The 13,616-nt window shown below is 74.3% G+C and carries 10 protein-coding genes; 6 read left to right on the top strand and 4 right to left on the bottom strand.

All coding sequences use genetic code 11. The features are described 5' to 3' along the window. Positions 1–1,379: NAD-glutamate dehydrogenase domain-containing protein (locus OP18_RS40985; protein WP_033364592.1), on the top strand; the 1,379-nt coding region annotated here is incomplete at its 5' end. Between the two features lie 683 nt (positions 1,380–2,062). Here OP18_RS40985 and OP18_RS40980 read toward each other — a convergent pair. After that, the gene (locus tag OP18_RS40980) at positions 2,063–3,514 is read right to left on the bottom strand and encodes a glycoside hydrolase family 3 protein (RefSeq protein ID WP_033364591.1); all 1,452 of its coding nucleotides are present in this window, start codon (positions 3,512–3,514) and stop codon (positions 2,063–2,065) included. 184 nt (positions 3,515–3,698) lie between these two features. Between OP18_RS40980 and OP18_RS40975 the strand changes: the two genes are divergently transcribed. Next, positions 3,699–4,871 carry an ROK family transcriptional regulator gene (locus OP18_RS40975; RefSeq protein WP_033364607.1) on the top strand — a complete coding sequence of 391 codons (1,173 nt, stop codon included), beginning with the start codon at positions 3,699–3,701 and terminating at the stop codon, positions 4,869–4,871. Between the two features lie 50 nt (positions 4,872–4,921). Here OP18_RS40975 and OP18_RS40970 read toward each other — a convergent pair whose 3' ends face one another. Both OP18_RS40970 and OP18_RS40965 read right to left on the bottom strand, forming a co-directional pair. Beyond that, positions 4,922–5,923, bottom strand: a complete 1,002-nt coding sequence (locus OP18_RS40970) for an ABC transporter permease subunit (RefSeq protein ID WP_033364590.1) — start codon at positions 5,921–5,923, stop codon at positions 4,922–4,924. After that, positions 5,920–6,945: an ATP-binding cassette domain-containing protein gene (locus OP18_RS40965; protein WP_052388091.1), complete on the bottom strand. Its 1,026-nt coding sequence runs from the start codon at positions 6,943–6,945 to the stop codon at positions 5,920–5,922. Before OP18_RS40965 ends, OP18_RS40970 begins: the two co-directional genes overlap by 4 nt. A gap of 31 nt (positions 6,946–6,976) precedes the next feature. Between OP18_RS40965 and OP18_RS40960 the strand changes: the two genes are divergently transcribed. Next, the gene (locus OP18_RS40960; protein WP_033364589.1) at positions 6,977–7,810 is read left to right on the top strand and encodes an ABC transporter ATP-binding protein; all 834 of its coding nucleotides are present in this window, start codon (positions 6,977–6,979) and stop codon (positions 7,808–7,810) included. A gap of 45 nt (positions 7,811–7,855) precedes the next feature. Here OP18_RS40960 and OP18_RS40955 read toward each other — a convergent pair whose 3' ends face one another. Continuing rightward, a complete protein-coding gene (locus OP18_RS40955) occupies positions 7,856–8,629 on the bottom strand; it encodes an enoyl-CoA hydratase/isomerase family protein (protein WP_245635700.1) in 774 nt (257 codons plus the stop codon). A gap of 62 nt (positions 8,630–8,691) precedes the next feature. On the opposite strand from OP18_RS40955, the gene OP18_RS40950 reads away from it, so the two are divergent. From OP18_RS40950 to OP18_RS62120, 3 genes are read left to right on the top strand one after another with little or no spacing between them, the layout of a single operon-like run. Continuing rightward, positions 8,692–9,162, top strand: a complete 471-nt coding sequence (locus OP18_RS40950; RefSeq protein ID WP_033364588.1) for a DUF6232 family protein — start codon at positions 8,692–8,694, stop codon at positions 9,160–9,162. A gap of 17 nt (positions 9,163–9,179) precedes the next feature. Further along, complete coding sequence (locus tag OP18_RS61315; RefSeq protein ID WP_052388090.1) at positions 9,180–11,150, top strand: Hsp70 family protein; 1,971 nt, start codon at positions 9,180–9,182, stop codon at positions 11,148–11,150. A gap of 33 nt (positions 11,151–11,183) precedes the next feature. Continuing rightward, positions 11,184–13,547, top strand: coding sequence for an Hsp70 family protein (locus OP18_RS62120; RefSeq protein ID WP_052388089.1), 2,364 nt, complete (start codon positions 11,184–11,186; stop codon positions 13,545–13,547). The last annotated feature ends 69 nt before the right edge of the window (positions 13,548–13,616 follow it).

Below are 13,616 nucleotides of genomic sequence, written 5' to 3'. Positions count from 1 at the left end.
GCGGCCGGATCGCCACCGACTTCATCGACAACTCCGCCGGCGTCGACTGCTCCGACCACGAGGTCAACATCAAGATCCTGCTCGACCGCGCGGTCGCCGCGGGCGAGCTGGACCAGGCCGAGCGCAACCCGCTGCTGGCACAGATGACCGACGAGGTCGGCGAGCTGGTCCTGCGCGACAACTACGACCAGGCCACCGCGCTGGGCAACGCCCGTGCCCAGTCCCGGTCGCTGCTGCCGGTGCACAAGCGGCTCATCGCCGACCTGGAGCGCCGCGGCCAGCTCGACCGGGCCCTGGAGGGGCTGCCGACGGACGAGGAGCTCGACGCCCGCGCCGCGATCGGCGTCGGCCTGACCTCACCCGAGTTCGCGGTCATGCTCTCGTACGTGAAGATCGGTCTCGAGCACGAGATCCTCGACTCCGGCCTGCCCGACGAGGAGTGGACCACCGAGGTGCTCGTCGACTACTTCCCGACCGCGCTGCGCGAGCGGTTCGCCGAGGCGATGACCGAGCACCCGCTGCGCCGCGAGATCGTCACCACGGCCGTCGTCAACGAGGCGGTCAACCGGGGCGGCACCTCGTTCTTCCACCGCGCGTCGGAGGAGACCGGCGCCGGCGCGGCGGACGTGCTGCGCGCCTCCGTGGTGATCCGCGAGGTCTACGGGCTGGGCGCGCTGCGCAGCGCCGTCGAGGACCTCGACAACAAGGTCCCGACCGAGTCGCAGACCGAGGTCTACCTGGAGATCCGGCGGCTGCTCGACCGGGCGGTGCGCTGGCTGGTGTCCAACCGGCGCCTGCCGATCGACGTGCCCGGCGAGATCGCCCGGCTGCGCCCCGGCATCTCCCGGCTGCTCGGCCAGCTCGACACCCTGTTCCGCGGCCGCGAGCGCGACGCCCTGCGGGCCAAGGCGGACCAGCTGCGCGAGCTCGGCCTGCCCGACGACCTCGCCGAGCAGACCACCCGCATCATGTACGGCTTCGGCCTGCTCGACATCGTCGAGGTCGCCTCCCAGACCGGCCGCGACGTCAACGAGGTGGCCCTGGTCTACTACGTGCTCTCGGAGCGCTTCCGCGTCGACAACCTGCTGTCGAAGATCTCGGACCTGCCCCGCGAGGACCGCTGGCAGACCCTGGCCCGCATGGCGCTGCGCTACGACCTGTATGCGGCGCTGGCGGCCCTCACCGCCGAGGTCCTCAACGGCACGGCCCCCTCCGACGACGCCGAGGCCCGCGTCGACGAGTGGGAGCAGAGCAACGCCACGTCGATCGCCCGCACCCGCAACGCCATCGGCGAGTTCGGCGAGTCCCCCGGGGACCTGGCCGCCCTCTCCGTGCTGCTGCGCCAGATCCGCACCCTGGTGCGAGCCTCCGCCGCGTAGTTCTCGCATGGCCCCGAACGGTTCCGGTAGCCCGGCCACCGGAACCGTTCGGGATCGTGAGCTGCCGGTGGGCCGGGCGGCCGGTCCAGCCGCCGGCCCGCAGTGCCCGGGCGACCCTGATCGCGGTGGCGCAGGGGGTCACCACGTCTCCCCTGCCGTAGGGCAGCGTCCGGTGGCCGTCGGCGGCCGCCTCGTTGTCCAGCAGCCGCCGCCGGCGCAGCTTCCTGCGCAACCGGAGCGCGGCCGCCGGTCGCCGCGGGGTGGTCAGCCGCCGGGCGCAGGCCCTGATGACCCAGCCGATCGCGGCGTCGAGGCGGATGTGCACGACGCCCGGGGCCGGCGGCATCCGCCGGCTCGCCGGGACGGTGACGTGCACGTGGTCGGCCGGCTGGTGGAGCGGGCCGTGCGGCTCGGCGGCCGTTTCGTGGCTGAGCGCGGACCCGGGCCCGGCCCGCAGCCGCACCGCCCAGGGCCGGGCCGCCCGCGGTGGCGCCCCGGTGAACGTCTGGCGGACGCCGTGGTTCTCGTCCAGCGCCCGGCGTCGACGTGCGCGCGGATCGTGCCCTCGCTCAGACCCGCCGCGCACACGCAGCAACCTCCGCCTGTGGACAACCCCTCCCATGATCCCGAATGGTCCTGGTGGCCAGGGCCGCCGGAACCGTCCGGGATCATGGGAGAGGGCTTCAGGCGGCGAGGCCGAGGGTCTCGGCGGCGGCGCGGCCGTTGGCGTGGCTGGCGCCCCAGGTGGTGATGAAGGCGCGGACGTTGGCCGGGCGCCATGAGGACGGCCAGCCCATCTCGACGACGGTGACGGGGTGGGCGGCGGCCAGGGTGTCGACGAGGGCGCGGGCGCCCGGCAGGCGGTGGACGTTGCGGCCCACGACCACGATCGGGCGGGCGCCGGCCAGGGCGCGCAGCTCCTCGGCGGCGGTCTTCTCGGCCACGACGCGGACCTGCTCGGTGCCGTTGACGTGCGGGCCGAGGCCCCACGGGACCCGGCCGGCGGCGATCGACGACTCCGACTCCAGCTGGACGATCAGCGGGGCGGCGGAGCGGTCGACGGAGCCCTCGATGCGCACGGCGCTGAGCGCGGCCGGGTACCCGAGCCCGGGCTCCTCCCGGTCGGTGCGGTCACCCTGGCGCGTCCACTCCGACAGCGCCTGGACGCGGGCGACGGCCTCCTCCAGGCGGGCGAGCGGCAGGCGGCCGTCCTGGACGGCGCCGACGATCTCGTCGACGCAGGCGAGGGTCAGCTTCTCGTCGACGTCGGCGCCGATGCAGAGCAGGTCGGCACCGGCGGCGAGGGCGAGCACGGCGCCGGCCTGGGTGCTGCCGGCGTAGCGGGCGGCGCCGAGCATCTCCAGGGCGTCGGTGACGACGACGCCGGTGAAGCCGAGCTCGGTGCGCAGCAGGTCGACGAGGACGGCCCGGCTGAAGGTGGCCGGGGCGTCGCCGGTGAGGGCGGGCACCCGGATGTGCGCGCTCATGATCGATTTGGCGCCCGCCTCGACGGCGGCGGCGAACGGCGGCAGCTCACGGCCGCGCAGCTCGTCGGTGCCGATGTCGACGGTCGGCAGCTCCAGGTGCGAATCGGCGAGGGTCGCGCCGTGGCCGGGGAAGTGCTTGGCGCAGGCGGCCACCCGGGCGCTCTGCAGGCCGAGGACGGCGGCGGCGGTGTGCGCGGCGACCTGCTGCGGGTCGGCGCCGAAGCTGCGGGTGCCGATGATCGGGTTGTCGTCGGCGGTGTTGACGTCGACGGTCGGCGCCAGGTTGAGGTTGAGCCCCAGCTGGTCGAGCTCGGCGCCGATGGTGCGGTACACGCGGCGGGTGATCGCCGGGTCACCCAGCGCGCCGAGAGCGGCGTTGCCCGGGTACGGGCTGCCGAGGCGGTGCGCCAGGCGGGTGACGTCGCCGCCCTCCTCGTCGATGGCGACGAGCACGCCGTCGCGGGCGGCGTGCAGCCCGGCGGTGAGCGCGGCGACCTGGTCGCGGTCCACGATGTTGTACCCGAACAGCAGGTGTCCTGCCATTCCCTCGGCGACCAGGTCGACGGCCCACGCCGGGGCCTGCGCGCCCGGGAACGCGCCGAGCAGTGTGCCCAGCGCCAGCCGGCGGAGTCCTGGATCGTTCGACACGGTGTTCCCCCCTCAGCGCGTGACCAGTGTTGGACACTCGTCGGATGCGCTATCCACGATCGTAAGAGCATCTTGACCAGTTGTGCGTAGGCCGTGCGGGTGGTGTGACCGTACGCTTTCCGGTATAGGTTGCCCGAGGCAATCTAATAGGAAAGTTTCTTAAATACTAGGGGTGTTCATCACCATGAGTTCTGCTCGTCTTCCCGGCACCCCTAGGTTGCTGCGCGCGCTCAACGACCGCGCCGCCCTCGAGCTGCTGCTCAGCAAGGGTCCGCTGACCCGCGCGCAGCTGGGCGAGCTGACCGGGCTGTCCAAGGTCACCGCATCCCAGCTGGTGGAGCGTCTGGAGGAGCGCGGCCTGGTGGCGCGGGTCGGCGAGCAGGCCGGCGGCCGGGGGCCCAACGCACAGATGTACGCCGTGGTCCCGTCGACCGCGTACGTCGTCGGCGTCGATGCCGGACCGCAGCACGTCGTGGCCGGCGTGGCGGACATCACGGGCAAAATCGTCGGGCGGACGGACGTGTCGATCGGCGACGGCGACGACCCGGTCAAGGTCGTGCACGCCGCGGTCGTCGAGGCGGCCGCCGAGGCCGGCGCGCCGATCGAGCGGATCCGCCGGATCGTGCTCGGCACCCCTGGCCTGGTCGACCCCAAGAGCGGCGAGATCACGTTCGCCTGGGACCTGCCGCGCTGGCACCGCGGGCTGCTCACCGCGCTGCGCGAGGACCTCGGCCGGCCCGTCGTGTTCGAGAACGACGTGAACCTCGCCGCCATCGCCGAGCAGCACAGCGGCGCCGCGATCGGGGCGAAGGACTTCGTGCTGGTGTGGCTCGACCGGGGCGTCGGCACCGCCGTCGTCCTCGGCGGGCGGCTGCACCGCGGCAGCGTCGGCGCGGCCGGCGAGATCGGCTACCTGCCGGTCGCCGGCACGCAGGTCAGCCGGGACGCGTCGCGCCGGGCCAAGAGCGGCTTCCGGATGCTCACCGACGCGGCGGCGGTCAAGGCGGTCGCCAAGTCGCACGGCTTCAAGGCCGCCGGGACGGGCGAGGCGATCAGGGCGGCCATCGCCGCCGGCACGGCCGGCAGCCCGTTCCTCGACGAACTGGCCCGCCGCATCTCCCTCGGGGTGGCGTCGGTGGGGCTGGTGCTCGACCCCGAGCTGGTGGTGCTCGCCGGCGAGATCGGCCAGGCCGGCGGTGCGGACCTCGCGCAGCGGGTGCAGCACGAGGTCGCCGCGATCGCCGTGGTGTCCCCGCGGGTCGTGGCGACCGAGGTGGCCGGTGAGCCCGTGCTCAACGGCGCCATCCTCACCGGTCTCGACGCCGTGCGCGAGGAGGTCTTCGGCGACACCGCCTGACGGAGGGCGACACCGCCTGAGTGCCTGGCGGCCGGTCCGGCCGCCAGGCGTCAGTTCGTGTCGCGCCGGCGCATCGCGGTGAACGCGCCGGCCAGCAGGACCGCCACGACCAGCGCGATGACGACCCCCGCCTGCTGCCAGTCGCCCGAGGACAGGACGCTGGCCGCGACGCAGCCCTTGTCGTCGCAGTACGCCGGAGTGCTCTCGAAGGTGTGCGACTTGTTCAGCCACGCCGACACCCAGCTGGACAGCCGGTACCTCGCCGAGTAGTCGACGCCGCCGATCAGCTCGAACAGGATGAGGGCGCCCAGCTCGTACACGAGCAGATAGGCGATCCCGACGCCCAGCGCGGTGGACGTGTGCCGCCCCATCGAGGCGATCGCGAAGCCCAGCGCGGTGCCGGCCATCGCCAGCAGCGTCACCCTGACCCCGGTGAGCAGCAGCGACATCCAGTCGGACAGCCCCATCACGCTGACCGTGTCGTTGACGGCGTCGACCGCCACGAACGCCCCGGACCAGGCCGCCAGGTACACCACCGACACCAGCGCGATCCCGGAGCAGGCCGCGATCAGCTTGCCGGCCAGGACCGCGCCCCGGCGCGGCGCCCACAGCAGCAGGTTGAGCATGCCGCCGGAGCTCCACTCCACGCCCACGAACGACGCGCCGAGCACGAACCCGGCGACCGTCAGCACGATCGCCGCGGTGGTGTACAGCTGCGGCCACTGGCGGGCGAACGAGAAGCCGAAGTCGAGCATCGACTCGGTGGTGGGCCGCGGCCCGTAGTCACAGCCGCGGGGGAAGTCCACCCCGGCCGGCGCCGGCTGGGTGCCGCTCTGCACGGCCTCGCACAGCTCGACGTTGCGGTCGTAGAGCACGGCCGCGGCCTGGGCGCGCTCGCCGGCGGTGCGCAGCTCGTCCGCGGTCGGGTCGCTGCGGGTCAGCGTGAAGCCGAAGGTCAGGAACGCCAGCAGCGTGGCGATGAGCACCAGGGTCACCAGCGTGACCCGGCGGCTGAACAGGCGGGTCCACTCGGCCCGCAGCAGCTGCGTCATGCGTGCCGTCCGTTCTCGATGATCTGGCCGGTGACCTCGAACGGCGGCTCGGGCGCCGGCCCGCGCTCCTCGGGCCACTCGGAGTTGTCGACCGGGCGGAACTGCCCGCGGCGGGGCCCGCCGCCGGTCAGGCTGAGGAACGCGTCCTCCAGCTGCGCGACCGGGGCCAGCTCGCGCACCCACAGGTCGTGCAGGCCGAGGGCGCGCGACACCCAGGCGGGGTCGGCGAGGTCGTGCACGATGATCTGGTCGCCGGAGACCGTGATCTGCGCGCCGGCGTCGGCCAGGATCCGCGCGGCCCGGGGCAGGTCGTCGACGCGGACCCGGTACGTGCCGCGGTCGTTGGCGGCGAGCACCTCCGACACCGGCCCGGCGGCGACCCGGCGGCCACGGGAGATGATCGTGACCGAGTCGCAGGTCTGCTGGATCTCGGCGAGGATGTGGCTGGAGATGACCACGGTCGCGCCGCGGTCGGCCTGCTCGCGCAGCAGGTCGCGCATCTCGCGGATGCCGGCCGGGTCCAGCCCGTTGCTCGGCTCGTCGAGGATCAGCAGCTCCGGGTCCTTCAGCAGGGCCGACGCCACCGCGAGGCGCTGCTTCATGCCGAGTGAGTAGGTCTTGACGAAGTCCTCGGCGCGGTTGGCCAGGCCGACCTGGTCGAGGACCACGTCCACCCGGTGCTTCGGCACCCCGCCGGCCTTGGCCAGCAGCAGCAGCGTCTTGTGCGCGGTGAAGTTGCCGAAGAACGCCGGCGCCTCGACGATGGCGCCGACCCGCGACACCACCTGCGGCAACATCCTCGGCACGGGCTGGCCGAGGATGCGCATGTGGCCGGCGTCGGCCCGCAGCAGCCCCAGCAGCGTCTTCAGCGTCGTGCTCTTCCCCGACCCGTTCGGCCCCAGGAACCCGTGGATCTGCCCCTGGTAGACCTCCATGTCGAGGTGGTCCAGAGCGACCCGCGGCTTGCCGAACAGCGTCTGGTACGTCTTCACCAGACCGGCGATTTCCAGTACGGCACTCATCCAGGCGCACGATACGGCGTTTGTCCGGTGCATGGGGGGCCAGGCCGTGGCCGGGGCGGGGACGTGGTTGGATTGGGCCGTGTCTGATGACCTTGTCATCGCGGTCGACAAAGCGACGGTGACCCGCAACCGTTCCGACCTCATCCGGTCGGTGAGCTGGCAGGTCGAGCTCGACGAGCGCTGGGTCGTGCTCGGCCCCAACGGTGCCGGCAAGACCACCCTGCTCAACCTCGCCGGGGCGCGGCTGTACCCGACCCGCGGCACGGTGACCGTGCTGGGGGAGAAGCTCGGCCGCACGAACATCAACGAGCTCAAGACCCGGCTCGGGTTCTCGTCCGCGGGGCTGCAGCTGCCGCCGGACGAGACGGTCCGTGACGTCGTCGTCACCGCCTCCTGGGCGGTCGTGGGCCGCTTCACCGAGCGGTACGACCGCATGGACGAGGCCAGGGCGCAGTCACTGCTGGACCAGTTCGGCGTCGGCGCGCTCGCCGACCGGCTCTACGGCACGCTGTCGGAGGGCGAGCGCAAGCGGGTGCAGATCGCCCGGTCCCTGATGGTCGACCCGGAGCTGCTGCTGCTCGACGAGCCGACCGCCGGGCTCGACCTCGGCGCCCGCGAGGACCTGGTCCGGCGGCTGTCGGAGCTCGCCGCCGACCCCGACTCGCCGGCGATCGTGCTCGTCACGCACCACGTCGAGGAGATTCCGCCGGAGTTCACCCACGCGCTGCTGATGCGCGACGGCGGTGTCGTGGCGCAGGGCCTGCTCAGGGACACCGTGACCGCGGAGAACCTGTCCAAGACGTTCGGGCTGCCGCTGCGACTGTCGATCGTGGACGGTCGCTACCACGCGCAGGCGGCCTCCTAGGCACCGCCGGGTCGGCGCCCGTGCGCCGACCCGCCGGCCGGGGCGTCAGCCGAAGTTCGGTTTGCGCTTCTCGATGAACGCCTGCATGCCCTCGGCCTTGTCCTCGGTGCCGAACAGCGCCGCGAACAGCTGGCTCTCCCAGACCAGGCCCGAGGCGAGATCCATGTCCAGGCCGCCGTCGACGGCGAGCTTCGCGGCGCGCAGCGCGTGCCGCGGCCCGTGCACGTAGAGCTCGACCATGGCCTTGGCGGCCGCGTACACCTCCGCCGCCGGGACCACCTTGTCGGCCAGGCCGATCGCCAGCGCCTCCTCGGCCCGCACGAACCGTCCGGACATGATCAGTTCCTTGGCGCGGGCCGGTCCGACGAGCCGCGCCAGCCGCTGCGTGCCGCCCGCCCCCGGGATGACGCCGAGAGTGATCTCCGGCTGGCCGAGGGTCGCGTCCTCGGCGATCACGCGCCAGTCGGCGGCCAGCGCGAGCTCGCAGCCGCCGCCCAGCGCGTACCCGGTGACGGCGGCGACGACCGGCTTCGGGATGCGGGCCACGGCGTCGAGCGCACCGGTGAGCGCCGGGCCCCAGGAGGACATCTCGGGGTAGCCCATGACGGCCATCTCCTTGATGTCGGCGCCGGCGGCGAAGACCTTGTCTCCCCCGTACAGGATGACCGCCCGCACCTCGGGGTCGGCCGTCGCGGCGGCCGCCACCTCGCGCAGCTCCTCCTGGATCCGCTTGTTCAGCGCGTTGACCGGCGGACGGTCCAGCCGGATCGTGCCGATACCGTCTTCGATCTCCAGCCGGACCAGCCTGCTGTCGCCCACAGTGTCTCCTCAACGTCGTTGTCGTTGCCCGCAGCGTATTCCGGCGTACCGTCGGAGGTGCCATGGCGACCACCTACTACCGCGACCACCAGGTGCACATCAGCTCCGAGGGTGTGCGCGTCGACGACGCGTGGTATCCGCTGGACACGCTCACCTACATCTGGCACCGCCGCTCCGGCCGGCTCGTGCAGGGCGCGTACATGCTGGCCACCCGCGGCGGCGCGGTCGCGCTGATCATCGGCCTGATCGTCGCCGGCGGCGTCGCCGCCCGGCGGATCGACTTCACCGGCCCCGACTCCACGATGTACGTCGCGGGCGGCATCCTCGGCATCATCGTGGTCGGCGGGATCATCGCGTTCAGCGTCGAGGGTCTGCTCGACCTGCTCGACCGAGCGCACGACCACGGCCGCGGCGTCCACGAGATCTGGGTGCGCACCCGCGCCGGCGACTCGATCATCTACTCGACCACCGACTCGCCGAAGTTCGGGCAGATCTACCGCGCCCTGCAGCGGGCCGTCGAGCAGTCCGCGTAACCCTTAGGATTTCGGGCATGGTCGCCCTGGGTGTGGACTTCGGCACGTCGCACACCGTGGCCGTCGCCCGCTGGCCCGACGGCCGGGCCCGCCCGCTGCTCTTCGACGGCACGCCGCTGCTGCCCTCCGCGACGTTCTGGGACGACGGCGCGGTGGTCGTCGGCCGCGACGCCGTGCACAGCGCCCGCCGCGCGCCGGCCAGCTTCGAACCCAACCCGAAGCGCCGCATCGACGACGGTCACGTCTTCCTCGGCGACCGCGAGGTGCCCGTCCACGACCTGCTCGTCGCCGTCTTCCAGCGGGTCCGCGCCGAGTTCGTCCGCACCGCGGGCGGGCCGCCGGCGAGCATCACCGTGACGCACCCGGCCAACTGGGCCTCCACCCGCCGCAAGGCGCTCGCGGCGGCGGTGCGCGACGCCGAGCTGCCCGACGCGACCCTGGTGCCCGAGCCCGTGGCGGCCGCGACCTACTTCGTGCGCGTCCTGCGCCACCTGGTGCCCGTCGGCTCCGCCGTGGTGGTGTACGACCTGGGCGCCGGCACCTTCGACGGCAGCGTCGTCGCGCGGACCCCGGAGGGCTTCGAGGTGCTCGCCGTCGACGGCCGCGACGACCTGGGCGGCCTCGACTTCGACGAGGTGGTCCTCGCCATGATCGGCCGGACCCTGCCGGCGGAGCGCTGGCAGCGGCTGCTGGCCCCCTCGACCGTCGAGGAGGCCAGGGCCGCGCGGGCCCTGCGCGACGAGGTCCGCGAGGCCAAGGAGCGGCTCTCGCGCACCTCCTCCGTCACGGTCCTGGTGCCCCTGCTCGACGTCGACGTGCAGCTCACCCGGGAGGAGTTCGACACGGCGGCCCGGCCGCTCGTGGAGCGCTCCGTGCGGGTGCTGACCGAGACGGTCCGGCTGTCGCGGGTCACGCCCGAGCGGGTCGCGGGGATCTTCCTGGTCGGCGGGGCGAGCCAGATCCCGCTGGTCGCCACCGAGCTGCACCGGGCGTTCGGCACGCCGCCGGTGACGATCGAGCAGCCGGAGATGGTGGTCGCCGAGGGCAGCGTCCTGGTCGGCGCGCGGGTCGACAGACCCGCGGTCCCGGCGGCCCGGCCGCGGTCCTCGGGCGGCGCCGCCGGGCGGGCCGTGGTGCCGGCGGTCGCCGAGCCGGTCCCCAGGCCTTCCGGGGCGGTGCCGGCCGTGCCGCTTCTGGCTGCCGCGCCGGCGTTGTCTGCGGCCGCCCCGCCGGTCGTGGCTCCCGGGCCTGCGGTGGTGCCTGGCGCGCCGCCCGGGTCACCGGCCGGGCCGCCGGTGTCGCCCGCCGCCGGGCCGGCCGGGGTCGCGCCGGTCTCCGGCGGCCGGGCGCCGGTGTCGCCGGGTGCGGTGCCCGTCAGCCCCGTGCCGTTCAGCCCCGCGCCGCCGGCACGCCGGATGCCGCCGCCGCTGCCGTATCCGCCGCCGCCCCGGCCCGTGTACTACCAGCCGCCGCCACCGGCCGTGGTCTACGTGCCGCAGTACGTGCCGTTCGTGCCGCCCCCGCCGCGGCGGATCGCGCCCGGGACGGTCCGCTGGCCCGCGGGCTTCCTGACGCTGTACGGCGTACTGATGTACATCTCGACCGCCATCGCCGGCGTCGTGCTGATCGCCGCGAAGCTGCCCCGGTCGGACCTGCGGATGCCGGAGCGGGACTGGAACATCGCGCTGTACGGCACGCTGGCCACCCTCACGCTCGCGGTGCTGTTCACGCACGGCGCCCGGCGGCTGCGCCGGGGTGGCAACGGGCACCTCTGGTACCCGATGGCGCTGTGCCTGCTCGTCGCGGCGGGCGCGGCGTTCACCGCCTCCGAGTCGCACCAGCCGGCCTGGTTCCTGCTCGCCCTGGTCTATCTCGGCTCGGCGCTGCTGCTCCTGCTGCCCGGCGCGCGGGCCTGGGTCAGCCCGCCGCGCGTTCCGGCCCCGCCGAGCCCGTCAGTCGGCAACGCGACCGGAGCCGCCGAGGCGTGAGAAGAGTCGTACCCGGCGCCTAGACTTCGGGGCATGCCAACGCCAGGGATCCGGCTCGGTGTCGACTTCGGCACCTCCAACACCGTCGCCGTGGTGCGGTGGCCGGACGGGCGGTCCCGGGCGCTGCTCTTCGACGGCTCGCCGCTGCTGCCCTCCGCCGTCTATGCCGAGCCCGGCGGCACCGTCATCGTCGGCCGCGACGCCGTGCACAGTGCCCGGCTGGAGCCGGCCCGCTTCGAGCCCAACCCGAAGCGCCGCATCGACGACCGCACCGTGCTGCTCGGCGACCGCGAGATCCCGGTCAACGACCTGGTGGCCACGGTCCTGCGGCGGGTCCGCGACGAGTGGACGCGCACCGTCGGCGACGTCGCCTCCGAGGTGACGGTGACGTTCCCGGCGTCGTGGGGCGCGACCCGCCGGCTCGCCGTCGCCGACGCCGCGGCCGCCGCCGGTCTGGGCCGGGTGCGGCTGGTGCCGGAGCCGGTCGCGGCCGCCGCCTACTTCACCCAGGTCCTCGGCAAGGACGTGCCGGTCGGCTCGGTCGTCGTCGTGCACGACTTCGGCGCCGGCACGTTCGACGCCAGCGTCGTGGCCCGCACCCGCGACGGCTTCGAGGTCCTCGCGGTCGACGGCCGCGACGACATCGGCGGCATCGACCTCGACAACGCGATCGTCGCGCACATCGGCGCGATCTGCGAGCCGCAGGCGCCGCAGGAGTGGCAGCGGCTGATGAGCCCGCAGACGATCGAGGACCGCCGGGCGCGGCGGCTGCTGTTCGACGACGCCAGGGTGGCGAAGGAGCGCCTGTCCCGCCAGCCCGCGTCCGACCTGACCGTGCCGCTGCTCAACATCGACGTGCACCTCACCCGCGACGAGCTGGAGCGCCTCGCGCAGCCGCTGCTGGAGCAGACGGTCCGCGTCACGCAGGGCGTCATGCGCTGGGCGCAGCTGAGTGAGGGCAGCGTCGCCGGCGTCTTCCTGGTCGGTGGCTCCAGCCGGATGCCGCTGGTCGGCACGCTGCTGCACCGCGCCCTGGGCACGGCGCCCGTGGTCATCGAGCAGCCCGAGCTGGTGGTCGCCGAGGGCAGCATGCTGACCGGCTCGACGGAGATCCAGGCGACGGCCGAGCCGGCCCCGGGCCCGGCGACCGGCGTGATGCCGCGGGTGCCGGGCTTCGACTGGCAGCCGTCGGCGCCGACCTCGGGCGCGGGTCCGGCAGGTGCCGGGCCGTCGGGCGCCGGGGCACCGGGCGGCGGACCGGGTGGGGCCGGGCAGTTCGGCGCGGCGGCGGGTGGGGCCGGGCAGTTCGGCGCGGCGCCTGGCGGTGCTGGGCAGTTCGGTGCGGCGCCGGGTGGTGCGGGGCAGTTCGGCGCGGCGGCGGCCGGGGGACAGGTCGGTGCGGCGCAGCCTGGGGCGGGTTCTTCCGGGGCGGGTTCTGCCGGGGCGGGGCAGCCGGCCGGTGGGGGCGCCGCGGGGCAGTCGGGTGCGGGCGGGGCGGCGGATGCGCCGCTGTGGCCCGAGGCGGGCACGTTCGCCACGGAGCCGGCCGCGCCGATGTCCGGGGTGCCCATGTCCGGGCCGCCGGTCTCGGCGCCGCCGGCGGGCGGGTTCTCGACCTATCCGGCGTCCGCGCCGCCCGGCAACTACGCCGGCAGCCAGGCGTCGGCCCCGCCGGGCAGCTACGGCGTGCCGACCTCCGGGCCACCGGTCAACTACGGGCCGCCCGGCCACCAGCCGACGTCGGCCCCGCCGGCCTCGACGGGCTACGGCCAGCCGGGGCCGGGTCAGCAGGGTCACCGCCAGCCCGCCTCCACCCCGCCGGCCGGCTACCACCAGCCTTCGTCGGCGCCGCCCGCCAATTACCACCAGCCTTCCTCCGCGCCGCCGGCCGGCTACCACCAGCCGATGTCGGCGCCGCCGGCACACAACCAGCCGATGTCGGGGCCGCCGGCCGGCTACAACCAGCCCATGTCGGGGCCGCCCGCGCACAACCAGCCGATGTCCGGGCCGCCGGTGTCGGCGCCGCCGAACCGGGCCGGGGGGCGGGTGTTCGTGTCGGGTGGCGGGGTGCCGGTGGGCCCGGGCGCGCCGGCCGAGCCCGCGACCCGCTATGACGAGTACGGCACCCCGATCCGCCAGCAGCCGTCCGTCGAGCAGCAGCGCGTCCGGCAGCAGCGGGTCCAGCAGGGGCCGGCGTACCAGGACCGGCGGCCCGCCGAGCGGAGACCGGCCGAGCCGGTCCGGCGGCGGGGGCCGTTCGCCCGTGCGATGCTCACCTTGCTGGTGCTGGTGCTGCTGATCGCGACCCCGGTCGTCGCCGGGTATGTCTCCTTCTACCTGACCGCCGACCACTGGCCGCCGCCGGCGGACGCGTGGTTCGACTCCAACGGGCCCTGACACCGCGCCGGCACGGTGCGTGGTGCCGGCCCCGCGAGCCGGTGAAAGTGAGTAACATTCGCGTCGGTC

The organism is Dactylosporangium aurantiacum (genome assembly GCF_000716715.1).
GTDB lineage: Bacteria > Actinomycetota > Actinomycetes > Mycobacteriales > Micromonosporaceae > Dactylosporangium > Dactylosporangium aurantiacum.
This window is presented reverse-complemented; position numbering and strand designations above follow the sequence as displayed.

Coding starts and splice junctions, on each gene's coding strand:
- OP18_RS62120 (WP_052388089.1), top strand. CDS start 11,184: ATGCCAACGCCAGGGATCCGGCTCGGTGTCGACTTCGGCACCTCCAAC.
- OP18_RS40950 (WP_033364588.1), top strand. CDS start 8,692: ATGGCGACCACCTACTACCGCGACCACCAGGTGCACATCAGCTCCGAG.
- OP18_RS61315 (WP_052388090.1), top strand. CDS start 9,180: ATGGTCGCCCTGGGTGTGGACTTCGGCACGTCGCACACCGTGGCCGTC.
- OP18_RS40970 (WP_033364590.1), bottom strand. CDS start 5,923: ATGACGCAGCTGCTGCGGGCCGAGTGGACCCGCCTGTTCAGCCGCCGG.
- OP18_RS40960 (WP_033364589.1), top strand. CDS start 6,977: ATGGGGGGCCAGGCCGTGGCCGGGGCGGGGACGTGGTTGGATTGGGCC.
- OP18_RS40965 (WP_052388091.1), bottom strand. CDS start 6,945: ATGAGTGCCGTACTGGAAATCGCCGGTCTGGTGAAGACGTACCAGACG.
- OP18_RS40975 (WP_033364607.1), top strand. CDS start 3,699: ATGAGTTCTGCTCGTCTTCCCGGCACCCCTAGGTTGCTGCGCGCGCTC.